The 23,905-nt window shown below is 47.9% G+C and carries 21 protein-coding genes; 14 read left to right on the forward strand and 7 right to left on the reverse strand.

Annotated elements, in window-relative coordinates:
* Positions 1–75 precede the first annotated feature (75 nt).
* The 5 genes from mpl to EXT46_RS00670 are packed head-to-tail and all read left to right on the forward strand — an operon-like array spanning position 76 to position 4,407.
* On the forward strand, positions 76–1,431 hold the full coding sequence (gene mpl / locus EXT46_RS00650) for a UDP-N-acetylmuramate:L-alanyl-gamma-D-glutamyl-meso-diaminopimelate ligase (RefSeq protein WP_130144580.1): 1,356 nt from the start codon (positions 76–78) through the stop codon (positions 1,429–1,431).
* Complete coding sequence (locus EXT46_RS00655) at positions 1,428–2,051, forward strand: flavin prenyltransferase UbiX (RefSeq protein WP_130144582.1); 624 nt, start codon at positions 1,428–1,430, stop codon at positions 2,049–2,051. Before mpl ends, EXT46_RS00655 begins: the two co-directional genes overlap by 4 nt.
* Positions 2,052–2,975, forward strand: a complete 924-nt coding sequence (locus EXT46_RS00660; RefSeq protein ID WP_022943356.1) for an ABC transporter ATP-binding protein — start codon at positions 2,052–2,054, stop codon at positions 2,973–2,975.
* A complete protein-coding gene (locus EXT46_RS00665; RefSeq protein WP_022943357.1) occupies positions 2,975–3,742 on the forward strand; it encodes an ABC transporter permease in 768 nt (255 codons plus the stop codon). Before EXT46_RS00660 ends, EXT46_RS00665 begins: the two co-directional genes overlap by 1 nt.
* Positions 3,742–4,407, forward strand: coding sequence for an SAM-dependent methyltransferase (locus tag EXT46_RS00670; protein WP_130144584.1), 666 nt, complete (start codon positions 3,742–3,744; stop codon positions 4,405–4,407). The genes EXT46_RS00665 and EXT46_RS00670 overlap by 1 nt, the downstream gene beginning before the upstream one ends.
* Positions 4,408–4,421: 14 nt before the next feature.
* Here EXT46_RS00670 and plsY read toward each other — a convergent pair whose 3' ends face one another.
* Complete coding sequence (plsY, locus tag EXT46_RS00675) at positions 4,422–5,015, reverse strand: glycerol-3-phosphate 1-O-acyltransferase PlsY (RefSeq protein ID WP_022943359.1); 594 nt, start codon at positions 5,013–5,015, stop codon at positions 4,422–4,424.
* 135 nt (positions 5,016–5,150) lie between these two features.
* On the opposite strand from plsY, the gene folB reads away from it, so the two are divergent.
* The 4 genes from folB (at position 5,151) to EXT46_RS00695 (ending at position 8,212) form a co-directional block, all read left to right on the forward strand.
* Positions 5,151–5,504, forward strand: a complete 354-nt coding sequence (folB, locus tag EXT46_RS00680) for a dihydroneopterin aldolase (protein ID WP_022943360.1) — start codon at positions 5,151–5,153, stop codon at positions 5,502–5,504.
* 2 nt (positions 5,505–5,506) lie between these two features.
* Entirely contained in the window at positions 5,507–5,989 is a 483-nt protein-coding gene (folK, locus tag EXT46_RS00685; protein WP_045979263.1) for a 2-amino-4-hydroxy-6-hydroxymethyldihydropteridine diphosphokinase, read from the forward strand.
* Positions 5,986–6,789: an undecaprenyl-diphosphate phosphatase gene (locus EXT46_RS00690; RefSeq protein WP_130144586.1), complete on the forward strand. Its 804-nt coding sequence runs from the start codon at positions 5,986–5,988 to the stop codon at positions 6,787–6,789. The genes folK and EXT46_RS00690 overlap by 4 nt, the downstream gene beginning before the upstream one ends.
* Before the next feature lie 91 nt (positions 6,790–6,880).
* Positions 6,881–8,212: a UDP-glucose/GDP-mannose dehydrogenase family protein gene (locus tag EXT46_RS00695; RefSeq protein ID WP_130144588.1), complete on the forward strand. Its 1,332-nt coding sequence runs from the start codon at positions 6,881–6,883 to the stop codon at positions 8,210–8,212.
* On the opposite strand, the gene EXT46_RS00700 is transcribed toward EXT46_RS00695, so the two are convergent.
* Positions 8,209–9,312, reverse strand: a complete 1,104-nt coding sequence (locus tag EXT46_RS00700; RefSeq protein ID WP_130144590.1) for a tRNA nucleotidyltransferase — start codon at positions 9,310–9,312, stop codon at positions 8,209–8,211. The two genes, EXT46_RS00695 and EXT46_RS00700, sit on opposite strands and share 4 nt — an antisense overlap.
* A 157-nt stretch (positions 9,313–9,469) precedes the next feature.
* Here EXT46_RS00700 and EXT46_RS00705 point away from each other — a divergent pair, with 157 nt between their 5' ends.
* Positions 9,470–10,387: an AAA family ATPase gene (locus EXT46_RS00705; protein WP_130144592.1), complete on the forward strand. Its 918-nt coding sequence runs from the start codon at positions 9,470–9,472 to the stop codon at positions 10,385–10,387.
* Between the two features lie 11 nt (positions 10,388–10,398).
* Positions 10,399–11,412 carry a general secretion pathway protein GspB gene (locus EXT46_RS00710; protein WP_130144594.1) on the forward strand — a complete coding sequence of 338 codons (1,014 nt, stop codon included), beginning with the start codon at positions 10,399–10,401 and terminating at the stop codon, positions 11,410–11,412.
* Positions 11,413–11,458: 46 nt separating this feature from the next.
* Here the strand turns inward: EXT46_RS00710 and EXT46_RS00715 are convergent, their stop codons facing one another.
* From EXT46_RS00715 to putA, 3 genes are all read right to left on the reverse strand, one after another.
* Positions 11,459–13,525 carry a catalase gene (locus EXT46_RS00715; RefSeq protein ID WP_130144596.1) on the reverse strand — a complete coding sequence of 689 codons (2,067 nt, stop codon included), beginning with the start codon at positions 13,523–13,525 and terminating at the stop codon, positions 11,459–11,461.
* 196 nt (positions 13,526–13,721) lie between these two features.
* Complete coding sequence (locus tag EXT46_RS00720; RefSeq protein ID WP_130144598.1) at positions 13,722–14,933, reverse strand: HD-GYP domain-containing protein; 1,212 nt, start codon at positions 14,931–14,933, stop codon at positions 13,722–13,724.
* 127 nt (positions 14,934–15,060) lie between these two features.
* Complete coding sequence (gene putA, locus EXT46_RS00725; RefSeq protein WP_130144600.1) at positions 15,061–18,864, reverse strand: bifunctional proline dehydrogenase/L-glutamate gamma-semialdehyde dehydrogenase PutA; 3,804 nt, start codon at positions 18,862–18,864, stop codon at positions 15,061–15,063.
* A 256-nt stretch (positions 18,865–19,120) separates the two neighbouring features.
* Between putA and EXT46_RS00730 the strand changes: the two genes are divergently transcribed.
* Positions 19,121–19,603, forward strand: a complete 483-nt coding sequence (locus EXT46_RS00730) for a winged helix-turn-helix transcriptional regulator (RefSeq protein ID WP_022943369.1) — start codon at positions 19,121–19,123, stop codon at positions 19,601–19,603.
* A gap of 120 nt (positions 19,604–19,723) precedes the next feature.
* Here the strand turns inward: EXT46_RS00730 and EXT46_RS00735 are convergent, their stop codons facing one another.
* Positions 19,724–20,500: a TIGR04211 family SH3 domain-containing protein gene (locus EXT46_RS00735; RefSeq protein WP_240701063.1), complete on the reverse strand. Its 777-nt coding sequence runs from the start codon at positions 20,498–20,500 to the stop codon at positions 19,724–19,726.
* Positions 20,501–20,517: 17 nt separating this feature from the next.
* Here EXT46_RS00735 and EXT46_RS00740 point away from each other — a divergent pair, with 17 nt between their 5' ends.
* Both EXT46_RS00740 and EXT46_RS00745 read left to right on the forward strand, forming a co-directional pair.
* On the forward strand, positions 20,518–22,041 hold the full coding sequence (locus tag EXT46_RS00740) for a CYTH and CHAD domain-containing protein (protein ID WP_022943371.1): 1,524 nt from the start codon (positions 20,518–20,520) through the stop codon (positions 22,039–22,041).
* Complete coding sequence (locus tag EXT46_RS00745; RefSeq protein ID WP_130144602.1) at positions 22,016–22,663, forward strand: START domain-containing protein; 648 nt, start codon at positions 22,016–22,018, stop codon at positions 22,661–22,663. The genes EXT46_RS00740 and EXT46_RS00745 overlap by 26 nt, the downstream gene beginning before the upstream one ends.
* 74 nt (positions 22,664–22,737) lie before the next feature.
* Here the strand turns inward: EXT46_RS00745 and metK are convergent, their stop codons facing one another.
* Positions 22,738–23,889, reverse strand: coding sequence for a methionine adenosyltransferase (gene metK / locus EXT46_RS00750; RefSeq protein ID WP_022943373.1), 1,152 nt, complete (start codon positions 23,887–23,889; stop codon positions 22,738–22,740).
* Positions 23,890–23,905 lie beyond the last annotated feature (16 nt).

Consider the following 23,905-nt stretch of genomic DNA (forward strand, 5'->3'; position numbering starts at 1 on the left):
TATTTTGGCATCATATAGAGCCGCTCAGTATGACTAAGGTGCTGAGCGGCTTTCTTTTCGCCAATGGAAAATTCTATGCACATACATATTCTCGGCATTTGCGGCACCTTTATGGGTGGTATCGCCGCTATTGCCAAGGCTTTAGGGCATCAGGTAACCGGCTCTGATGAAAATGTTTACCCGCCTATGAGCACCCAACTGGAGCAGCTGGGGATTGAACTCGTACAGGGCTATGATCCGAGCCAACTTAGCCCGGCTCCCGATGTGGTTATCATTGGCAATGCCATGAGTCGCGGCAATCCTTGTGTCGAGTATGTATTAGATAAAGGCTTGCGCTATACCTCCGGCCCTGAGTGGTTAAAGGAGCACCTACTGCGCGACAGTTGGGTGCTTGCTGTGGCCGGCACTCATGGTAAAACCACCACGGCGAGTATGTTAGCGTGGATACTGGAGTACGCAGGGCTCAAGCCGGGCTTTCTCATTGGCGGAGTGGTGCAAAACTTTGGCGTGTCGGCACGCCTAGGTGAGACGCCTTTTTTTGTTATTGAGGCGGATGAGTACGATACCGCATTTTTTGATAAGCGCAGCAAGTTTGTCCACTATCTGCCACGTACCTTAGTACTAAATAACTTAGAGTTTGATCACGCCGATATATTTCCAGACTTAGCGGCAATACAAACCCAGTTTCATCACCTGATGCGCACCTTACCAGGCAGCGGCAAGGTGATTTATCCGCAACAGGATCACGCCTTGGCAGAAGTGATCGACCGAGGCTGTTGGAGCGAATATGAAGTACTGGCCCCACAGCAGTGGCATTATCGTCTGCGTAGCGCCGATGGCAGTACCTTCGACGTACTTTATCAGGGTGAAGTGCAAGGCTGCGTAAACTGGCAGGCAATTGGCGAGCACAACGTGAATAACGCTTTGATGGCGATCGCTGCCGCGCGTCACGCTGGAGTGGCGGTGGCAACCAGTACTACTGCACTAGAGCAGTTTCAATCGCCAAAACGGCGGATGGAATTAAAGGGCCAAGTAGCGGGGGTCACCGTTTATGACGATTTTGCCCATCACCCTACCGCAATTGCCACTACCCTGGCCGGGCTTCGTGCTAAGGTAGGCGAAGAGCGTATTATTGCAGTGCTGGAACCGCGTTCGAACACCATGAAAATGGGCGTACATAAAGACACCCTGATGGCGTCATTGCAGGCGGCTGATAGCTGCTTTTTATACCAGCCCCCCGATCTGGGGTGGTCATTGACAGAGCAAGCTGACAAAGCGGGCGCGCACTGTGAACACGATATCGATACGCTCGTAGAGAACATCATTGCCGAAGCCGCGCCGAACAGCCATATATTGGTCATGAGTAATGGCGGCTTTGGCGGCATTCATCAACGTTTACTTGATGCCTTAGCGATTAAGGAAAAGGTATGAGCCAATTTAAAGAACCAATCACCTTAGCCTTTAGTGGCGCCTCGGGCGCTCCCTATGGTTTGCGTCTGCTCGAAGTGTTACTTCAGCAAGGGCATCAGGTGTTTGTGTTAATTTCCAGTGCGGCGCGGGTGGTGCTGGACACCGAATCGAACATCAAACTCTCTGCGAATGAGCAAAAAGCCACGGCACAGTTGAGCGAGCGCTTTAGCGCCCAACCTGGACAACTGCAGGTGTTTGGCAAAGACAACTGGTTTAGTCCTGTGGCTTCGGGCTCAGCGGCACCGAAAAAAATGGTGGTGTGCCCATGCAGCGCTGGTGCAGTATCCGCCATTGCCGTTGGTGCCTCGGACAACCTCCTTGAGCGCGCTGCGGATGTGGTCATCAAAGAACGTGGACAGTTAATTTTAGTGCCCCGGGAAACGCCTTTTAATGAAATTCATCTTGAGAATATGCTCAAGCTATCGCGCTTAGGGGTCACTATTATGCCGGCAGCGCCGGGCTTTTATCATCAACCGCAGAGTATTGCTGAGTTGGTGGACTTTATGGTGGCGCGGATCCTCGACCACCTCGGAATCGAACAACAATTGACCTCACGTTGGGGTTATGGAGAGCAAAAGTAAATGACAGTGGCATTGAATATTGAAGGACTCACCAAAACCTATAAAAATGGCGTACAAGCAGTGAAAGGGATCGACCTGCAAGTACAGCAAGGCGACTTTTTTGCTTTGTTAGGCCCCAATGGTGCCGGTAAGTCGACCACCATCGGGGTGATTTCATCGTTAGTGAACAAAACCTCAGGTAAAGTCGAAGTATTTGGCCACAACATTGATACTGACCTAGAGGCGGCGAAGTCAGAGTTGGGCTTAGTACCACAAGAGTTCAACTTCAGTCAGTTTGAAACCTTGCAACAAATCCTGGTGAACCAGGCGGGCTATTATGGTGTGCCGCGCGGCGAAGCCCATAAACGTGCAGATAAGTACCTAAAGCAATTAGGCTTGCTGGATAAAAAAGACAAACAAGCACGCAGCCTCTCCGGCGGGATGAAACGCCGATTAATGATTGCACGGGCGTTAATGCACGAGCCCAAGTTGCTTATCTTGGATGAGCCAACGGCCGGGGTTGATATCGAATTACGGCGCTCAATGTGGGATTTTTTGCGCGAAATTAACCGCCAAGGGGTGACTATTATCCTAACTACTCATTACCTCGAAGAGGCGGAGTTGCTGTGTAAAAACATCGCTATTATCGACCAAGGTATTATTGTTGAGCACACTACAATTAAAGCGTTGCTAGCTAAGTTGGACAAAGAAACCTTTATTCTCGATTTGCAACAACCGGCTAAGCCGGTGAGCTTGCCTGGCTACGAATTCACCCTGAGCGATGAGCACACCGTTGAGGTGGAAGTAGCGAAATCACAAGGTTTGAATGAGGTTTTTAATGCCTTAACGGCGCAAGGCAACACGGTATTGAGTATGCGCAATAAGGCTAACCGCCTGGAAGAATTGTTTGTGGGTTTGTTGAATCAAGAGCGAGGACAGTCTTAATGTTGAAGTATGGCGTGGCGCTAAAAAGTATTTGGATTAAAGAGTGTATTCGCTTTTTGCGTATCTGGGTGCAAACCCTTGTGCCTCCCGCGATTACCATGACCCTGTACTTCGTTATCTTTGGCAGTTTAATTGGCTCGCGTATTGGCGAAATGGGCGGCTTTACCTACATGGAGTTTATTGTCCCCGGACTTATTATGATGTCGGTGATCACCAACTCCTACTCGAATGTGGCCTCTAGTTTTTACTCTACTAAGTTTCAAAAAAGCATTGAAGAGCTGCTGGTGGCGCCCGTGCCCAATTACATTATTGTATTAGGGTACATGGGTGGGGGTATGGCTCGTGGCATGCTCGTAGGTTTAATGGTGACCTTAGTGTCGCTGTTTTTTGTCGATATCCAAATTCATAATATATTTGTGATTATCGCCACGGTTATTCTGACCTCAGCAGTATTCGCTTTAGGTGGATTGATTAACGCGGTTTATGCCAATAGTTTCGATGACATCAGCATCATCCCGACCTTTGTGCTCACACCATTGACCTACCTTGGCGGGGTGTTTTATTCCATTACTCTGCTACCTGAGTTTTGGCAGGGAGTGTCGCAAATCAACCCGATCATTTACATGGTTAATGCCTTTAGATTTGGCTTTTTAGGGGTATCGGATGTCAATATTTGGGTATCATTTGCGGTGTTGCTACTGTTTATCACCGCCTTATTTACCTTGGCACTGACTTTAATTCGCAAAGGTGTGGGGTTACGTCACTGATGGTTGATGCAAGTTCTCGCGCGATTGTTTCGAACCAACCGAGCCTTCATGACAAGCTCGATGATATCGTCACTAAGCACCTTAATGCTGAGTTTAAAAAACCGATCGCCGCGCACACTCAGCGCGCTTTTGATGAAGTAAACGATAAAGTACAACAAGCCAACGGACCTATCATTTTGGACTCCTGTTGTGGTGTTGGTGAAAGTACCGCCAATTTAGCTAAAGTGCACCCTGATGCTTTGATTATTGGTGTTGATAAGTCAGCGCATCGTTTGCACAAACACGACGTGCAGTACCGCCAAGATGAGGGAGGAGAGTACCTGCTAGTGCAAGCAGACTTGAATGACTTTTGGCGCTTGGCAAAGCAAGCTCAGTGGCAACCGAGTCATCACTACTTGCTCTATCCGAACCCTTGGCCCAAGGCTAAGCATATCCAACGGCGCTGGCACGGCGCTGCTATTTTTCCGACTATTGTTGCCTTAGGCGGACGTCTAGAGCTGCGCAGCAATTGGCATATTTATGTTCGTGAGTTCGCCAGAGCGCTGGAACTAGCAGGGCACCCAACGGCTGTCGAGCCTTATCATAGCGACACCGCGATCACACCGTTTGAACGCAAATATTGGGCCAGTGGCCAAAGTAGTTATCGTTTGGTTATCGACTTATAAATACTAGCCGAGTGTTACTCGGCTTTTTTCTTCTCGCCAACCTTTGGCTCTTCACCTTTGAATAAACGCACCATATTAGCGCGGTGGCGAAAAATAATGACGACGGTTAAAAACGTGACAGGCAGAGTGTATAAGGGTTTAATCAACCAAGTGTATAGTGGCGCTAACGACACGGTTACCAATGCTGCCAACGACGAATAGCGAGTCAGCGCAACGACACTGGCCCAAGTAAGAATAAGCAATCCCCCGAGCGATAAACCTATCGGCAGTAAGGCCCCAAAGGCGGTGGCCACGGCTTTGCCGCCCTTAAAGCCAAAAAAGAGTGGGTAGATGTGCCCTAAACATGCGGCCACGGCAACCAAGCCTAAATAGATAGGATCTATGCCCATAAAGTAGGCTCCCCATACGGGTATGGTGCCTTTTAAAATATCAAAGCACAGCACCATCACCGCAGGCAGTCTGCCGCCTAAACGATAAACATTCGTGGCACCGGGATTTTTTGAGCCCGCTTTTCTTGGGTCTGGCAACGCAAACAGATGACAAATCAGTACTGCCGATGAGACCGAGCCTAAGAGGTAGGCAAAAATGCACATTAACGCCGCTAACACTGTCATCCTTATTTTTTAATTGTACGTTTTGGGCTATTATCGCCGCTCATTGTTTATTTGAGCAGTTTGTCTGGCTCAGGGTACTGAGTTTAACGCCGCGTAGGTATCCGACCAGCTGGCATTGGAGCCGAAGAGATGGATAAAGTCTATATATCGCAACTAAAGGTCGACACCATAATAGGAGTGTACGACTTTGAGAAAGAATGTAAACAGAGCCTGTATTTTGACATCGAAATGGATTGTGATATTGCCGCTGCGGCAGCCAGCGATGACCTATCTCAGACAATAGATTATGCCGAAGTGAGCCGCCGTGTGACCGAGCACTGTATTGCGAAACCGGTCGAGCTGTTGGAAACCCTTTTAGAGCAGTTAGCGGCACTCATCCTAGCAGAGTTTGCCACCAATAAGGTGAGCATCAAGGTCAGCAAACCTGCAGCCGTACCACAAGCACAAACGGTGGGGGTGATGATCACCCGTAGCAAGCACTAGTTATGGCGCGTATTTACATTAGCTTGGGCTCTAATATCAACAAGCACGAAAACTTAAGCAAAGGTTTATCTGCGCTGCGCTATTATTTCGGCGCCTTAGAGCACTCCAGTGTGTTTGAAAGTGAAGCGGTCGGCTTTAATGGCAGTAACTTTTATAACTCGGTTGCTGGCGTCGATACCGATATGACGCTGCATCAAGTATGCGCTTTATTAAAGCAAATTGAACGGGATCATGGCCGTACTCCGGCAGATAAAAAGTTTAGTCCACGCACGTTGGACCTCGACTTACTCTTTTACGACGATGTGATTTGCGATACGCCAGCGCAACTACCGCGAGATGAAATTACTAAAAATGCTTTTGTGCTTTGGCCTTTATTTGAAATAGCCCCGGATTTTTACCACCCCATTGCGCAAGCGACCATCGCTGAGCTTTGGCAGGGCTATGATAAATCTCAACAAAAACTATGGAAGGTAGCTTTCGAATGACCATTCTTGCGATCATCGTTTTAGCCATTATACAGGGCCTCACTGAATTCTTACCTATTTCCAGCTCGGCACACCTTATTTTGCCATCACAGCTTTTAGGCTGGCAGGATCAAGGTTTAGCTTTTGATGTTGCCGTGCATGTCGGCTCGTTGCTGGCGGTGATGATTTATTTTCGTAAAGAGATTGGCGATATTGTTGTTGCTTGGTTTAAATCGTTTGGCTCTCAGGGCGCAAGCGATGACAGTCGCCTTGGTTGGTATATTTTGCTGGCCACCATTCCTGCTGGGTTAGCGGCGCAAGTATTTGAAGACTTGATAGAACAGCACTTACGTGCTGCTATTGTTATTGCCATTACCACCATTTTCTTCGGTCTGGTTTTGTGGTGGGCAGATTTTAAGGCCAAAGAAACTAAGAATATTTATCAGCTGAACTGGAAATCGGCTCTGTTGATTGGTGTGGCGCAAGCTGTTGCGCTGATCCCGGGCACCTCGCGCTCAGGTATTACCATGACCGCCGGCCTATTTTTGGGCTTAAATAAACAAAGCGCAGCACGCTTTTCGTTTTTACTTTCAGTGCCGGTTATTGGCGGTATGGGGCTGATAAAAACGGTGCAGTTGGCGACAGGCGATACTGCAGTTGATTGGCAGGCACTGACCCTCGGTGCAGGGCTTTCATTTGTCGCCGCCTATGCCTGTATCTTCCTATTTTTAAAATACATTGAGCGCATGGGAATGCTGCCATTTGTTATTTATCGCTTAATACTGGGTATAGGCCTACTTGCTTTCCTACTCTATACCTAAACACAATTGTCATGACACTGCCATGCGTTAGCAATGGCCGTGTCATAATCACATCGCATGGTAATACCGCTAGGAAAAAGAGGGCGGTATTATGAAGGTGACTATTTTTGGTTCTGGTTATGTCGGCTTAGTGCAAGCAGCTGTGTTTGCTCAGGCGGGTCATCAAGTGTGCTGTGTCGATGTAAACCAGCAACGTATCGCTCAGCTGCAGCGCAACCAAATACCTATTTTTGAGCCTGGGCTTACAGAGTTGGTTAGTGTTAACCAAGCGCAACAGCGTTTATCCTTTACCTCTTGTGCTGAGCAAGGGGTCAACTTTGCTGATATTCTTTTTATTGCTGTCGGTACCCCAAGTAATGAAGATGGTAGTGCAGATTTAAGTGCTGTGTTTGCAGTTGCAGATGCCATAGGCTCGTTAATGCAAAATGACAAGGTCGTAGTTAACAAATCGACTGTGCCCGTTGGCACTGCAGATAAAGTCGCAGCGCGTATCTATTCTTGCCTTGAAAGTCGTATGCACAGTCATTTAACAGCAGATGTAGCCTCCAACCCCGAATTTTTGAAAGAGGGAGCGGCTGTCGCTGATTGTCGTAGTCCAGACCGTATTATTATTGGTGCTCAAAGTGAACAAACATTGGCTTGCTTACGAGAGCTTTATGCGCCTTTTTGTCGTCAACGGGATAAGATTTTAACAATGGATCGGCGCAGCGCGGAACTTACAAAGTATGCAGCAAACTGCATGCTGGCAACTAAAATCTCTTTTATTAATGAAGTCGCTAACATGGCTGAGCACCTAGGAGCTGATATAGAGCGCGTGCGTCAAGGGATCGGCGCTGATCCTCGAATTGGTTATCACTTTATTTACCCAGGTATAGGTTATGGTGGCAGCTGCTTTCCCAAAGATATAGATGCGATGCTGGCGATGGCTGAAGAATATCAGCTCGATAACTGCCTTTTAACTGCTGTTAAGGGCGTGAATACTCGGCAAAAGCACAGCTTGGTCACCAAGGTGATGCATCACTTTGGCGGTGATGTGAGCGGTAAAACATTTGCTGTATGGGGGTTAGCGTTTAAACCTAATACCGATGATATTCGAGAAGCCCCCAGCCTAGTGACTATTAGCGAGCTACTCGCTAAGGGAGCTTCTGTCCAAGGTTATGATCCTCAAGCAGCGGCTACTATAGCTGAACTTTATGAGAGCCGGGGTGATGTTCATATATGTTCAACTAAAGAACAGGCTTTAGAGGGAGCCGATGCGCTGATTATTTGTACCGAGTGGGAAGCCTTTAGGGCCCCTGACTTTACCGAATTGCATGCTCGGATGAAATCTCCCTTAATTTTCGATGGTCGAAACCTTTATGAGCCACAACAAATGCAACGCCATGGCTTTAATTATTACTGTATTGGCCGCGAAGCAATTTAAGTAGTCACAAGCGCTTGAGCGATAGCTGCTAATCGCCCCTGCTGCAAAGCCGTTTTAATTGCAGCGCCACTGATCCCTTGTTGGATATAGGTTTGGGCACTGACTTGTTGAGCATGATGCGCGGCTTGGCGTATTTGATGCTGAGTATCAAACTGGCCTAAGGTGTAGGCATCGTAACTTATTAGTAATTGATTGAGGTGCTCTGGGCGGCGCCATAAATCAATGGCATTAAATAGCTCCAGCAGTATCTCGGCATCGTAATGGGCCAGTGTCTGATGATGTTGGGCCAACAATTGAGCGCTGTGAATAAATTGATTAGGAACGCGAAAATGTTGGAAAAAAGCTGCGCGTTCATCGTGACTGAACGCACACATGAGTAGTGCGAAATGGACAGTAGCCGCTAAGTTTTGCTGGCGTGCGTAATCAATACGCGGGGTTAGCCAAGTGTGCTGCTCAGGCCAGCGAGTGGCGAGTGCAGGGCATAATTCAGTTAAAGCTTGTGCCCGATACAACGCATCAACGAAGCAGTCGATATAGCCGTCTTCCAGAGCTTTATGCCATTCTAACCAAACGCGCTCTGGTGTTAAGCTTGCAAGTTCGCCACTGGCGGCTATCTTTCGCATTAGCGTTAGTGTTTCATCAGCAATCGTGAAGCCCAATTCATGGTAACGAGCGCGAAAGCGTGCGACTCGAAGCACTCGCAGCGGGTCTTCACTAAAGGCGGGGCTGACATGACGTAATATGCGTTGCTCAAGGTCCTTCTGGCCATGATAAGGGTCAATCAGTTGACCTTCAGCATCTTCAGCAATGGCATTGACCGTTAAATCGCGTCGCGCTAAGTCCTGCTCTAGTGTGATGTCTGGCGTAAAGTCGCAAATAAACCCGGTGTACCCTTGTCCCTGCTTACGCTCTGTGCGTGCCAGAGCATGCTCATCCTTGGTTTTGGGGTGCAAAAAAACGGGAAAGTCCTTACCTACTTGAGTGAAGCCCAGCGTCTTCATTTGCTCTACCGTTGCACCGACCACAACATAATCGTACTCTTTGACTTTGCGGCCTAATAATTTATCTCGTACTGCGCCGCCGACAAGGTAGGTTTGCATGCCCATTCCGTTATTGTGCTGTTATTAATGGTGATGATTGTATCAGAGTTTTCTCGCTGGCGTTTTTTTGTCATTATAGGCGCGATAATAAAAACGACTGTGCGCAGCGATTGCTCGGCGCAGTTAACCTGGGCGACAAACTCAAAGGACCTTGTTTGTGTATCAAGACTATTTTGGCTTAAGCGAAAAGCCGTTCTCTATTGCGCCGAATCCAGAATACTTGTATTTGAGTGAACGCCATAAAGAGGCGCTTGCCCACTTAACGCACGGGCTTGGGGAGTCAGGCGGGTTTGTATTGCTGACTGGTGAAGTGGGCACGGGGAAAACCACCGTCACTCGTTGTATGTTAGAGCAAGTGCCAGACTCTACACAGGTTGCGTTTATTCTTAACCCAACCTTATCTGAGCTGGAATTACTGGCGAGTATTTGTGATGAGTTGGCTATTTCGTATGACCCAGAAAAAGCCACCCTGAAGGTGCTGACGGACTTAATTAAAGCGCGCTTACTGGATAATCACCAGCAAGGGCGTCATACCATGTTGATCATTGATGAAGCGCAACATCTTGCTCCACAAGTGTTAGAGCAATTGCGATTACTGACTAACTTGGAAACAAACCACAAAAAATTGCTGCAAATTATCCTTGTGGGTCAACCCGAGCTACAAACTCTATTGCGTCGCAATGAATTGCGCCAACTTGCGCAGCGCATTACCGCGCGCTATCACTTATTGCCGTTAGCTTTGACTCAGGTGGATGCATATATAAAACACCGTTTAAAGGTAGCAGGGGGCCGACATACCTTGTTCGACAAAGGTGCAGTAAAGTACGTGCATCAACTTACAGGGGGGATCCCTAGGCTGATTAACTTGTTGTGTGAACGAGCTTTATTAGGAGCGTATTCGGCGCAGGTGAATCACATTAATAAGCGTATTATTGTGCAAGCTGCGCGTGAAGCCTTGCCTGAAACAGAGCAATCTCTGCCTCGCCAACAAGGTCGGTATTGGCGATTTATTTTCACCCTCGGTGGCATTATGATGCTATTTGCCCTGGGCATTGGCTTATCTTACATCATTTAAGGCAACTATTTATGTCACTGTTATTAGATGCACTCAAACAATCACAAAATCCCGGTGCACAGCTTCCCGGCGAAGGCCTTGAGCAGCAACAGGCGCTGCGTTTTTATCGACGTTTAACCTGGTCTTTGCTGTTAGTTGTTATTGTATTGATTACCTTAGCCATCGGGTATTTTGTCGGTAAGCAATGGCAGTTACACACGCAGCCTCAGGAGCACCCAAACAAGCAAGCGAAAGCGGCGACGGAATCGCCTGCACAACGCTCAGACGCGACTGAGCAAGCGTCTACTACAGCCTCGGATAGCGAGGCAAATGTGGCAACGTCCCCGGGACAAGTCAATATGCAAGCATTGCAAATGCCAGGGCAAGTGAACCCTTATCAACAAATGGTTCCTGTGTATGTTATGCCGCAAATGGCTCAACCTTATTCAGCACCTGGGGCTTACATGCAATGGGTGCCAACACAGGCTAATACCGCTATGCAAATGCAGCCTCACTATCAGGCTAACATGAATACGCAAGCAGCAAACCAAGGGCAATATAGGGTGGTTGGGCAGCCCATGGCACAGACCCATGCTTATCCACAGTCTAAGCAAATGAATAACGCCTACAACAATGGCTTGAGCAATCAAAATGACAGCGGTGCTGAGCGCACCTATGAGCAACAAAATGATGCTCAATTAGCTGGGGTATCTGATGATTTAAAACGCGCATTTGCCGATGCCGTGGCAGCCACTGAAAATATGGAAACCGATGACTCAGTCACCACCGCAAGTCGCGCCAGCTCAATGGCAGATCCGATAGAGCTATTGCCTGAGACCATACAGAACCGTATTCCTAAACTTGTTTATCAAGCTCATATTTATGCCACAGAGCAAAGCAAACGGTGGATAAAAATCAATGGTTACGAACTGTATGAAGGCGATTCTGTGGGTCGTCTACGGGTCGTGGAAATTACCCCAGAGCAGAGCATTTTGAGCATTGATAACTATGAATTTAGCCTCGAAGCGATGCAAGATTGGCCGTAGCGCTAAGCTATTAAGGGGAAGTGCGTAACACTTCCCCTAGTGGATTTTAGCGCTGCCAAAAACGTAACTGACGTAGCTGCTCGACAAATTGTGCAATATCAGTCGAGCCTAGGTTTATCCAGCCCTCGTCTTTGCTTTGTCCAAGGCCAGCAGCAGAGATTAAAGGCGAGACATGCTCGGTATAACCGATAAACTTCATGTGCGCGTGAGCATCACTAATAAAGTCCTTGGCCTCAGCAATGTCAGCTAACTTTTCAGCACCTTCTTCGGTAGTTAACACGGCTATTGCGTCATACAGTACAGAAGGCCCGCCGTTGATAACTTGATCAGCCTGTTGATGATGGCCGCAGCTTGATTTTGCGCCTCCGACCTGCGCTGCTATCACTTCATAGCGTGCGCCCTCGTTGTCTAATGCAGTAGTCAGCGCTTTAAATAGTGTTAAATCGAAACCATCACTGATTAGAACCCCTAGTTTTCGGCCAGCAAAAGTGTTCGCAGTATTTTTCAAAATACTCAATGCATCTGATGTAGGTAAATCATCTCGAGTGGGCATAGCTGCTTGTGCAGGCTCCGGCATAGTTTGCAGACGTAGACCATCGGCGACCTCATTGGCTAAGGTGGTATCAATATTAAGTAAGTGCGAGACCACGCGTTCACGAATGGCAAGGTGCTCTACTTTAGATAGCTCGAATACCAGAGCATAGTGAATATGAGCTTGCTCTATCGGCGTTTGACTGAGGTAAAACTGCCTTGCTTGACTATAGTGATCGGCAAAGGTCTCTGAACGATAACGAAGTTTATCGCCGTCTGTATGCTCTGAGGCACTTTTATATCCTGTTGTTGGACACTCTCGAGGATTATGCTCATGCTCTTGCCAAGAGTTCGGCTCATAGTTTATGCGGCCTTTGGGGTTGTGCATGGCCATATGACCATCTTGGTGAAAGTGAGCCATTGGGCATTTTGGGGCGTTTACTGGGATATGAGTAAAATTAGGACCCCCTAAGCGCTTAGTTTGCGTATCTAGATACGAAAAATTGCGCCCCTGTAACAATGGGTCCGGAGTAAAATCTAATCCCGGGACAATATTTTGTGTACAAAAAGCAACTTGTTCTGTTTCTGCAAAAAAGTTATCAACGGCGCGGTTGAGTACCATGCGGCCAACTATTTGCACCGGCACTTGCTCCTCGGGAATAAGCTTGGTGGCATCGAGCACATCAAACTCGAACTGATCAGCAAACTCTTGGCTGAACACCTGAACCCCTAGTTCCCACTCGGGGTAGTCGCCTTTGGCAATCGATTCCCACATATCACGACGATGATAGTCGGGATCTGCGCCGTTCAGCTTCAGTGCTTCGTTCCAAACCACTGATTGCACCCCCTGTTTTGGTTTCCAATGAAATTTAACGTAGTTTTCCTCTCCCTCGGCATTGATAAACTTAAAGGTATGCACGCCAAAACCTTCCATAAAGCGCAGTGAACGGGGGATAGCGCGGTCCGACATGGCCCACATAACCATGTGCATGGACTCCGGCGTAAGACTGATAAAATCCCAAAAGTTGTCATGAGCCGTTTGTGCCTGCGGAAACCCTCTGTCCGGCTCTGCCTTAGCGCTATGAATGAGGTCTGGGAATTTCATTGCGTCTTGAATGAAAAATACCGGAATGTTATTTCCCACTAAATCCCAATTACCTTCTTGGGTATAGAATTTTACTGCAAAGCCACGAACATCACGCGCTAAATCAGGTGAGCCTTTATTGCCAGCCACGGTTGAAAAGCGAGCAAAAACTGGGGTCTTCTCACCTTTACGTTGAAATAAATCAGCACAGGTTAATTGCGAGAGTGATTCATACGTCTCGAAGTAACCGTGCGCACCGTAACCACGAGCATGCACCACTCGTTCAGGGATACGCTCATGATCAAAGTGAAATAGTTTCTCACGTAGCACATGATCTTCTAGTAGCCCTGGGCCACGCTTAGCAGCGGTCAGTGAGTTTTGATTATCACTTACCGGGCAGCCTTGAGCTGTGGTCATCGTTGGGTGCTTATCTGATGCTTTTTGGTGAAGCTCGCCACCACTGCCTTTATTGCCTTGGTATTTAAATGATTCAGCCATTTGCCATCCTTATTGCTCATTTCAAAAGTAGAGTGAATAATGAGTTGGTAGCAAAATAGGGACCATCACAAAGTCAGCAGGTATTGCTTGGCTTTCAGCGTTGTTTTCGTTTTTAGAAGGGAAGAAAATGGGAACAAGTTGCACAGGGCGCTGTAACTTTTTCAACAATACCGCTCAGCACCCTGTATAGTTCTTTTTAAGGCATCAGCGAGTGCTTGAAAAAACGCATCAGGTCGATGTTGAAAAGCTCAGGTTTAACAGCTGCTTCGAGCTCTTCGTTGGCCCGAGCACGGGTTAAATCTATATCCTCAACCTGAGTGTAGTGGGCATGTTTAGCGTTGTAGAAGGTTTTGACCTGAGGTTTGAGAGGGTCATTAGGGTTGCTGCGCGACACCACTCCCACCTTATGATTGGTGAGCTTCACCAAGGTGCCTACGGGGTGCACGCCAATGCATTGGATAAAGCGGTTTAATAACTCACCATCAAAGCTATTGGGGACGCCATCTTTGAGAATTTTAAATGCCTGAATTGGGGTCATGCCTTCTTTATAAACGCGCTCGGCGGTTAGCGCATCGTAAACGTCGACGATTGATGCCATACGCACATACTGGCTGATCTCCTCTGCTTTTTTACCGAAAGGGTAACCAGTGCCGTCAATGCGCTCATGGTGAAACCCGGCAATATCGACGGCAATGCCGGTTAGGCCTGACTGTTCTAAGATTTCTTTACTGAAGCGGGCGTGGTCTTTTATGACCGCGAACTCTTGCTCAGTTAAGCGTCCCGGTTTATGTAAAATCTCATCGGGGATTTTTATTTTGCCAATGTCGTGCAGTAGAGCACCAGTGGCTAACTCATGAATGGTGTCAGTATCGAGGCGCAAATGTTTGGCGAAAATAGTCATCAAGATGGAGACATTAATAGAGTGCTCCATCAAGTAGGCATCTTTTTCCCGTAAACGAGTAAGACAGGCCAGCGCATCTTGATTGCGAAACACCGAATCCATAAAGCCTTTGGCTACGTCTTTAAAGGGTCCCACATCAATCTTGCGGCCCGCTTTAATATCTTTAAAAGCTTTGCTTTGTAACTGTTTAGCTTCGCTGTATAGGCGTTGTGCTTTGTTAAGTTCGCTTTCAACGCTTACACTGCTCGCCCAAGGATCGCTGCTCTGCGGCTTTGCAGACTCCGTTGAAGTGGGTGTTGGTTGTGCTTCTTTGCTTGGTTTTTTGCGTTGTAGCGTCTTGTCAGGATCGATAATGACTTCCTGCACACCCACTTTTTTTAACTTATCAATCGCCGTTTGCGTTTTTACCCAGCCCTGATTTTTTATTTTCACAGAGCCTGATTGCTTGCTGACCTGAACAACAAACATACCGGGCTTAAGCTGATTGATGGGGATGGTATCGTGCATTGATTTACCGCTTTATGAACTCTTCCTTAAAACATAGCAAAGTTTCCCCTTGCTAGGTAGCAACAATTACTGCTGCAGGCAAGAAAAAAGCGCCGACGGCGCCTTTTTAATCAATAGCTTAGTTATACTATTCGTCGTCTTCCACGAGCGTCATCAGTGACGTGTTGCCCCCTGATGCGGTGGTATCAATACTGATCGTTTTTTCGGTCAGTAGACGATTAATCAGTGTGTCGTAGTACTCGGCACTGATCACTGGCAGGATAGCGCCTTTACGGCCCGCGAGTTGCTGCGCGAAGTAACCTAAACGCGATGAGCGTGCGGCCACTACGGCACCGGCTAGGTGATGGTGAGCCAAAATCGCCTGTAGCTGATTAGGTTTTGCTACTTGCAACACGCCTTCGGCAACGCCGGTGGCAACAAACTTATCTCTGAATGCTTGCGCTTCTTCATAGAACAGTTCTGAGGCCACAGTGATCACTGTGTTACCGGCCGCTAATGCGGTGATGATAGAGATAGCCCAGAAATTAAAGGACGTGCTCTTATCGGCATAACACACGACACAGCCACGAGGTTCGAGATGCAGGGTGTTTGATTCCCCTGTTGGTCCTGGTAGCTCTTTGTGGCGTTTCATCCGCTTTTCGATACGGTTGATTTGTGCTCTGGCATCGCTCAAGGTCATTGCCAAGTCATCGGCTAGCTCATCGAGGATCTCTACCGTCGCCAACTTCGCCAGTAACTGACGCAATGCCGAAACACGATCATTCAACGCGGTGGTGCGCCAAATCTTCTCATCGCGCAATGAATTACTCATCAGCTCCTCAACCTTTTCGCTGGCGCCGGAGTAATGGTGAAGGTCACGCTCATCAGGTGGCAAATCAGTCATTTGCACGTTATCAGGCGAGGCCTTCTCTTTGACCAAGCGCAATAGGTAGTTAGGGCCACCGGCTTTTGGTCCGGTGCCAGACAGGCCTCGGCCACCAAAAGGTTGCACACCAACGATAGCGCCAATCATATTGCGGTTAACGTATACGTTACCGGCACGAGATTGACGAGCGACATACTGGCAGCGCTCTTCAATACGAGAGTGCACACCCATGGTCAGGCCATAGCCGGTACCATTGATTTGATCGATCACATCGTCCAACTCACTGGCTTTGTAGCGAACAATATGCACGATAGGGCCAAACACTTCGCGCTTGAGCACCGATAAATCTTTGATTTCATACAGTCGCGGTGCAAAGAAGTACGCGCCGTTCTCGCTGTTATTAGGAATCGCACATTCATAATGCAAGGTCGCATTGCCTTTGAGGTACTCAACATGATCGTTGAGGGTTTTCAGTGCTTTTTCATCAATCACCGGCCCGATGTCGGTAGACAGGTAGGCAGGGTCGCCCACATGCAACTCGGCCAATGCGCCTTTGAGCATCTCAATCATGCCATCGGCAACATCTTCTTGAATAAATAACACACGCAATGCTGAACAGCGTTGACCTGCACTTTGAAAGCCAGACTTGATGACATCATCAACAACCTGTTCCGGCAGCGCCGTCGAATCGACAATCATACAGTTTTGACCGCCCGTTTCGGCAATCAAGGGCACTTGAATGTCGTTACGAGCCGCTAAAGTGCGGGAAATCAGCGTGCCTGTTTCTGTGGAACCTGTGAACATCACGGCCTGGATGCGCTCATCAGGAACAATATGTTCACCCACTTCGCTACCGCGAGCAATCACTGGCTGCACCACATGTTGTGGCAAGCCGACGGAATGCATCAGTTCAATGGCGCGCAAAGCGATAAGACTGGTTTGCTCTGCAGGCTTGGCAATCACGGTATTACCAGTAACGATAGCCGCTGCAACTTGGCCAAGGAAAATAGCCAGTGGGAAGTTCCATGGGCTAATACAGAGGATCACACCACGTGCCTCGAAACGCTCGTCCTCGGCGAGTTCTTCGGCGCGTGCTGCATAGTAGCGGCAGAAATCCACGGCTTCACGGACTTCATCGATGCCATCTTGGGTCACTTTCCCAGCTTCTTTTATACACAAGGCAACCAGCTCATCATGGTGGCGCTCAAGGATATCGCCGACACGACGCAATAAGTCTGCGCGCTCTTTTACTGGCGTTGCTGACCAAGAGATAAACTCTTTTTCGGCATTTTCCAATAAGGTCTTCATCTCTTCGCCACTTTGCAAATGCAATTGGCCGATGATTTCCTTGTGATTAGCAGGGTTACGCACTGCTAAATTACCCTCAGCAACCTGATCGTCGCTAATACGATGTTCTTCAAACCAGGTATCAAGGTTTTCTTTTAGCGGCGTGATGGCATTGATATCAGTCAGGTCTAAGCCTTTTGAATTGGCGCGTTCACTACCATAAAGCTCGATAGGTAATTTGATCTGCTTGTTGTATTTATTACGCAGACCTTGCAGGGTCTCTACCGGATCTGGCAGCAGTGCTTCTACCGGTTGCTTAGTATCAACAATGGCATTTACAAATGAGGAGTTGGCGCCGTTTTCAAGCAGGCGACGTACCAAGTAAGCAAGCAAATCTTCATGTTGGCCCACTGGCGCATACACACGACATTGAATCTTTTCTTTGAGTACAATTTGGTCGTAAAGAGATTCACCCATACCGTGTAAGCGCTGGAATTCAAAGCCGTGATGGTCACCTTTCGCGACTTCTAAAATGGTCGCTGCAGTGTAAGCATTGTGAGTGGCAAACTGTGGGAATAGCGCATCACGTGCTTCCATTAGTTTGATGGCACAGGCTTTGTACGACACATCGGTGGTGGCTTTACGGGTGAAGACCGGGAAGTGCTCTAAACCATCTTGCTGTGTGGTTTTAATCTCGGTGTCCCAGTATGCGCCTTTAACCAAACGCACCATCAGTTTACGACCTACACGACGAGCAAGTTCTGTAAGCCACTCACAAACAAAAATAGCGCGTTTTTGATAGGCTTGTACCGCCAGACCAAAACCTTGCCAGTCACCTAAATCAGGATCGCTGTATACCGCTTCGATTACATCAAGAGAAATATCTAGGCGGTCGGCTTCTTCGGCGTCAACGGTAAGGCCGATATCGTATTTTTTCGCCAACAGTGCAAGCTCTTTGAGCTTGGGCACAATCTCTGACATAACGCGTTCACGGTGGGTGAACTCGTAGCGTGGATGAATTGCTGATAATTTAACGGAAATGCCGGGGCTTTTTACTGGGCCGCGACCATTGGCCGCTTTACCAATGGCATTAATTGCATTGACGTAGCTGTCGTAGTAGCGATCAGCATCCGCCATAGTGCGGGCGCCTTCGCCTAGCATGTCGTATGAGTAAACATAGCCTTTGCGCTCGGTCTCTTCGGCGCGCTCAATAGCTTCATCAATGGTTTGTCCCATAACGAACTGCTTGCCCATGATCTTCATGGCATAGTTCACTGCTTTACGGATCACCGGTTCGCCAAGGCGGCCCATGGTGCGTTTTAGCAGGCCAAACTGTTCTTCTTTGTTTTTGTCGGTGTAGTTCACCATTTTTCCGGTGACCAACAAGCCCCACGATGAGGCATTAACAAATAGCGACTCACTGCTGCCTAAGTGCGAACTCCAGTCGCCATTAGCGAGCTTATCGCGAATTAAATTATCCTGTGTTTCTTTGTCTGGCACTCGCAATAGCGCTTCGGCCAAACACATTAACACCACCCCTTCCTCAGTCGACAGGGAGAACTCATTTAACAGGGCATCAATACCGTTTTGACCATCTTGGTCCTTGCGGATATTCAATACCATTTGTCGTGCGCGCTCCCAAGCGCGACTGCGTGCCGTAACGCCTACTTCAGCCAGTGGTAAAATATGATCAATGACTTCATTTTCATCAATGCGATAGAAGTCACGGATCTTCTGGCGGATAGGGCATTCAGTAATCAAATTGCCTTCAAATAACATAAGCAACCCTCAAAATCATGGAGTCTAAAAATAGCAACTGTACCCACACCACAAGGTGAGATGGTGGGGCCTCGGTTACGACAATTACTACAGTGTAGGTCACCCCGCTGCTAAAACGCGAAGGTGAGATTGCACTCAATATGAATACATATTCGCGGGCATTCTAATGAAAATGCCGCAGAATATGCTGGTTTAATTTTTCGAAATACGATAATTTACAGGGCATATTTCTTCGTTGTCCGTATAAAATGCTGCTATGTCTTTAACAGCTAAACCTCGCACCTTAGACCGAATTGATCTCGCTATTCTCGACGTTTTACAACGCAATGGTCGGATCTCTAACGTCAATTTAGCTAAGCAAGTTAACCTCAGTCCTAGCCCTTGCCTCGACCGTGTAAAACGGCTCGAATCAGAAGGCTTTATTGAAGGCTATCATGCTAAGCTCAGTGAGCAAAAATTAAACCAAAGTTTATTGGCCCATGTGCAGGTGTCGTTAGTGACATCTAATACCTCGGTATTTAAAACTTTTAAAGAGCATATCCTCAATACACCACAAGTAGTGGAGTGCGATATGGTTGCTGGAGGCTACGACTACTTACTCAAGGTGCGGGTCAGTGATATGAACGAATACCGCCAAGTACTGGGAGATTTAGTGGATATTCCTGGGGTCGGTACGCATCATACGTATATGGTGATTGAAAAAGTAAAAGAAGATACCGGGCTCAGTATCGAGCTGTGAACGCCCTGAGCATGCAAACATAAGCTGTAATATAGAGTTTACGAATAGCACTATTAGCGGCTGGCAAAAAAAAGAGCACCTAGGTGCTCTTTTTGGCTCAATGCAAATTGAAAATAATGATTATGCCCATCCGTCATAGCGCTTGCGGCGCGACAAAATAACGGTGAGGATTATTCCTAAGAATAGACCAATAAATGCAATTGCCCCACCGTAGGTGAGTAACTGTCGCTTTTCTTTGGCTTTTAAGCCTTGTTGTTTAGCATTAAGCGCGTCGCGCTCGGCAATCGCTTGATCTAGCTGAGCTTGCAACTGCTGGGCTTGCTCCTGCAAGTCGCGATTCAGCGTTTGTAGCTCGGGAAGCTGTGCTTGGGCATTGCGCAACGCCTGTTGAGTTTGTGCCAGCTGCTCACCAAGTTCCTGATATTGAATCTTTAAACTTTTATCTTGGTTGATGAACTTAGTTTCAACCCAGCCTTGGCGCTGTTTATCATCGATTATCTCGAGAAAGCCGTTATTTTCTTCACCGCTCACCAGTGTCACTGGCGTGCCCGCATCAACCGAACCTAAAATGCGGTAGTTTTTACCTGCTCCAGAGTGCATAAAAATATACAGTTCATCACTGATATAGGCGGTGCCTTGTTCCGCGTTTGCTGCGGTGGTGAACAATGCGCTGAGCATAAAAGCAAGCGCGACACAGGCGTGTTTGACCATCCAACTTAACCTTGTTTTACGTAAATAATTTCTCCAATCCCAGCATAGTATGGGTTGGCGCAATGATTGGCAAGGGTGATTTTGTAACTCACCGACGCGAGTAAAGGGGCAAAATAGCACGGCCAAATGGCAAAATGTTTGCATTCGTAGGCGGCTTTGTTTATGTTGTGCTTTTGACGATTTCATTGGTCTTCCTATAGCGCATGGACACTGAGATAGAGCTTAAGTTTTTAGTTTCCGAGGCGGTGATACCGTCCATACCCGCACTCATTACCCAGTTTGCAAAAACCGTAAAAAATAAACCCGCACGCAACCTGCAAAATGCTTATTTCGACACCCCGAGCCGAGAGCTTAGAGCATTAGATATTGGTCTTCGTACTCGCTGTTGTGACGGCATTTGTGAGCAAACCATTAAGCTTGCAGGTGAGAACGTGGGTGGGCTGCACCAGCGTCCAGAGTACAATTTGCCTATTGACGGAAATCGTCCAGAGCTGCACGACTTTGATGCCAGTATTTGGCCTCATGGGGTGCAAGTGGACGCGTTAGCCGACAATCTCTATCCGCTATTTAGTACTAACTTTATTCGTCGCACTTGGTTAGTTGAAACCCAAGCAGGGACTGAAATTGAAGTGGTGCTGGATAAGGGGGAGGTATCGGCCAACGCCAATGTAGAGCCGATTTGCGAACTTGAGATTGAATTAGTAAAGGGGGAACGCAGTGAGCTGTTTTCCCTAGCTGAAAAATTAATCGATAACCTGCCTCTACGCATGGGTTATTACTCAAAGGCAGCTCGAGGTTATCGGCTGGCGGACGACCAGCCGCTCAAAGCCAGTAAAGAGATTGGCCTTGTGCCGCTGAGCAACGATGACAGCCAAGAGCGGGCACTGGAGAAGTGCTTGAGTTATGGCATTGCTTTTGTACAAAAACACGAACAATGTTATTTCCAAAAGCCGACCCTTAAAACACTGAAACGGGTAACCGATGGTGTCAGTCTTATTCGCCATAGTTTGTGGTTATTCAGCGATATCGTTGAAAAACAAGCGACCGAGCGTCTGCGCGGCGAACTTAAGTGGTTACTGAGCGAATTAAGTTGGGTCGAGACGGCGATTCAACTGAAGACCTTTACCTCGAAAAAGCATGCTTATTATAAGAAAATCAATGCAGCACCAGAGCTGACTCAGGTGATAGGCGATCTAAAATCCATCCAACCAAGTATTGACGATGTCCAGGCTATATTCACTAGCACACGCTATAACCTGCTGTTGTTAGATTTAACAATCTGGTTGACCGAGCGAGGGTGGCGACAATCATGGGGGCAAGCGCAACTTCAGGCTGGTGAACAGCCAATTCATGATCTGGCGGCACGGCTACTCGACTATGATTGGCAGGAAATGAAAGAGCTCGTTGAGCCTCAACAGCCGCTAGCCAGCGAGCAGTACTTACAGCTTAAGCAGCGCTTGGAACGCAATCTTTTAAGTGGCTGTTGTTTGGGCGCATTGTTTGATGAGTCTTTGCGCATGAGCTTTCGGGCGCCATGGCTAGATATTGTGCACGGCACTTTTGAATTATTCACCCTCGATTACCTCGGTCAGCTGTGCCAAGGTAATGAGAGCGAGCAATTCATCAAAATTCAGGCTTGGTTGACGCAAAAAACCGATAGTCTGTTGAGTGCCATGGAGCAAAGCCGAGAAGCGACTCGTGATGTTCAACCTTATTGGCGCGATTAGCCTACTTAGCCTCAGCTTTGCAGCTGGGGCTGAAATCCAACCTTGGCGGAATTATAAAAACCTCCCTGATTTGAAAGTGGTCTATACCGTCAGTAAAGATGGTATCTACCATATTTATGCTGAGCTTTTCGTTGCCGACGCCCGCACAGCTCAGTTACTGACGCTACTGTATAACACCCAACAAGCATCGCAGTGGTTGCATGCAGTACAAGAAGTTCGTCTTTTGCACTCGCAAGGTAATCGCAACCGCGTATACACGGTGATTAATTCGCCTTGGCCCGTTGCTGATAGGGAGCTCTATACACAAAGTTGCTATCAGCGTGTCAATAACTATACCACTGAGTTACGGGTGCATGCCTATAACCCAAATATCGCTCGTAAAAGTGATAGGGTACGCATCACAACCTTGACTGCTAACTGGCGAATGACGCAGCAAGACGACGGCTTACTTATCCGCTATCAGGTTTTTGCCGACCCAGGTGGTAAGCTTCCACGCTGGCTCAGTAATAAAGTATCGTTGAAAAGTGTATCTAAAACTATGATGAGCTTGAAAAGTCAGTTAGCAGCAGTACAGGCTCTGCAAGTCGCGCCAATCAGTGCCGGCGATTGCGGCGAGGATTAACTGCCGAGAGTGGGGTTATAGCTATAAAAAAAGCGCCATATAGGCGCTTTTCAATTAACTTATAGGTCATTCACTTATAATCCAGCGTCGGCTTTAAGTGCCTGTGCTTTATCGGTCGCTTCCCATGGGAATTCATTGCGACCAAAGTGGCCGTAAGCCGCTGTAGGCTGATAAATCGGACGTTCTAAATCAAGCATTTGAATGAGACCATAAGGACGTAAGTCGAAATGCTTGCGGATCAGTTCGATTAAACGCGTTTCGTCTAATTTGCCGGTGCCAAAGGTTTCAACACTGATGGAGGTTGGCTCGGCAACGCCAATGGCATAAGACACTTGGATTTCGCATTTATCGGCCAGGCCAGCCGCGACTATATTTTTGGCAACGTAACGTGCTGCGTAAGCGGCAGAACGGTCCACTTTCGATGGATCTTTACCTGAGAATGCGCCACCACCGTGACGTGCCATACCGCCATAAGTATCAACGATGATTTTACGACCAGTTAAGCCGCAATCCCCCATCGGGCCACCGATCACGAAGCGTCCTGTGGGGTTAATGAAGAACTTAGTCGCATCGGTAATAAGCTCTGCCGGTAGCGTTGGTTTGATAATGGTCTCCATGACCGCTTCAACCAAGTCATCTTGCGCAATAGAATCGCAGTGTTGCGTTGACAGCACGACGGCATCGATACCAACGGCCTTGCCATTCTCATAAGCAAAGGTCACCTGTGACTTGGCGTCTGGGCGTAACCAGGGTAATTCGCCATTTTTGCGCACTTCGGCTTGGCGTTGTACCAAGCGGTGTGAATAGGTAATGGGTGCTGGCATGAGCACGTCGGTTTCATTACAGGCATAACCAAACATCAAGCCTTGGTCACCTGCACCTTGCTCTTCTGGACGAGCGCGGTCAACACCTTGATTAATATCAGGAGACTGCTTACCAATGGTGTTTAGAATTGCACATGAGTCGGCATCGAAGCCCATATCGGAATGGGTGTAGCCGATTTCACGCACGGTTTTGCGCGTTAACTCTTCAATGTCGACCCAAGCACTGGTTGTGACTTCACCACCGACCATCACCATACCGGTCTTCACATAGGTTTCGCAGGCTACACGGGCATGGGGATCTTGCGCCAAAATAGCATCGAGTACCGCATCAGAAATTTGGTCAGCGATTTTATCCGGGTGTCCTTCAGACACAGACTCAGAAGTAAATAAATGTTTTGCCATAAGTTTCTGCTCACAA

The sequence above is a fragment of the Pseudoalteromonas sp. CO325X genome (assembly GCF_004208955.1).
Taxonomy (GTDB): Bacteria; Pseudomonadota; Gammaproteobacteria; order Enterobacterales; family Alteromonadaceae; genus Pseudoalteromonas; species Pseudoalteromonas ruthenica.

Excerpts from the sequence above, each read along its gene's own strand:
- mpl (WP_130144580.1), top strand. The coding sequence starts at position 76 with ATGCACATACATATTCTCGGCATTTGCGGCACCTTTATGGGTGGTATC.
- EXT46_RS00655 (WP_130144582.1), top strand. The coding sequence starts at position 1,428 with ATGAGCCAATTTAAAGAACCAATCACCTTAGCCTTTAGTGGCGCCTCG.
- EXT46_RS00660 (WP_022943356.1), top strand. The coding sequence starts at position 2,052 with ATGACAGTGGCATTGAATATTGAAGGACTCACCAAAACCTATAAAAAT.
- EXT46_RS00665 (WP_022943357.1), top strand. The coding sequence starts at position 2,975 with ATGTTGAAGTATGGCGTGGCGCTAAAAAGTATTTGGATTAAAGAGTGT.
- EXT46_RS00670 (WP_130144584.1), top strand. The coding sequence starts at position 3,742 with ATGGTTGATGCAAGTTCTCGCGCGATTGTTTCGAACCAACCGAGCCTT.
- folB (WP_022943360.1), top strand. The coding sequence starts at position 5,151 with ATGGATAAAGTCTATATATCGCAACTAAAGGTCGACACCATAATAGGA.
- folK (WP_045979263.1), top strand. The coding sequence starts at position 5,507 with ATGGCGCGTATTTACATTAGCTTGGGCTCTAATATCAACAAGCACGAA.
- EXT46_RS00690 (WP_130144586.1), top strand. The coding sequence starts at position 5,986 with ATGACCATTCTTGCGATCATCGTTTTAGCCATTATACAGGGCCTCACT.
- EXT46_RS00695 (WP_130144588.1), top strand. The coding sequence starts at position 6,881 with ATGAAGGTGACTATTTTTGGTTCTGGTTATGTCGGCTTAGTGCAAGCA.
- EXT46_RS00700 (WP_130144590.1), bottom strand. The coding sequence starts at position 9,312 with ATGCAAACCTACCTTGTCGGCGGCGCAGTACGAGATAAATTATTAGGC.
- EXT46_RS00710 (WP_130144594.1), top strand. The coding sequence starts at position 10,399 with ATGTCACTGTTATTAGATGCACTCAAACAATCACAAAATCCCGGTGCA.
- EXT46_RS00715 (WP_130144596.1), bottom strand. The coding sequence starts at position 13,525 with ATGGCTGAATCATTTAAATACCAAGGCAATAAAGGCAGTGGTGGCGAG.
- EXT46_RS00720 (WP_130144598.1), bottom strand. The coding sequence starts at position 14,933 with ATGCACGATACCATCCCCATCAATCAGCTTAAGCCCGGTATGTTTGTT.
- putA (WP_130144600.1), bottom strand. The coding sequence starts at position 18,864 with ATGTTATTTGAAGGCAATTTGATTACTGAATGCCCTATCCGCCAGAAG.
- EXT46_RS00730 (WP_022943369.1), top strand. The coding sequence starts at position 19,121 with ATGTCTTTAACAGCTAAACCTCGCACCTTAGACCGAATTGATCTCGCT.
- EXT46_RS00735 (WP_240701063.1), bottom strand. The coding sequence starts at position 20,500 with ATGAAATCGTCAAAAGCACAACATAAACAAAGCCGCCTACGAATGCAA.
- EXT46_RS00740 (WP_022943371.1), top strand. The coding sequence starts at position 20,518 with ATGGACACTGAGATAGAGCTTAAGTTTTTAGTTTCCGAGGCGGTGATA.
- EXT46_RS00745 (WP_130144602.1), top strand. The coding sequence starts at position 22,016 with ATGTTCAACCTTATTGGCGCGATTAGCCTACTTAGCCTCAGCTTTGCA.
- metK (WP_022943373.1), bottom strand. The coding sequence starts at position 23,889 with ATGGCAAAACATTTATTTACTTCTGAGTCTGTGTCTGAAGGACACCCG.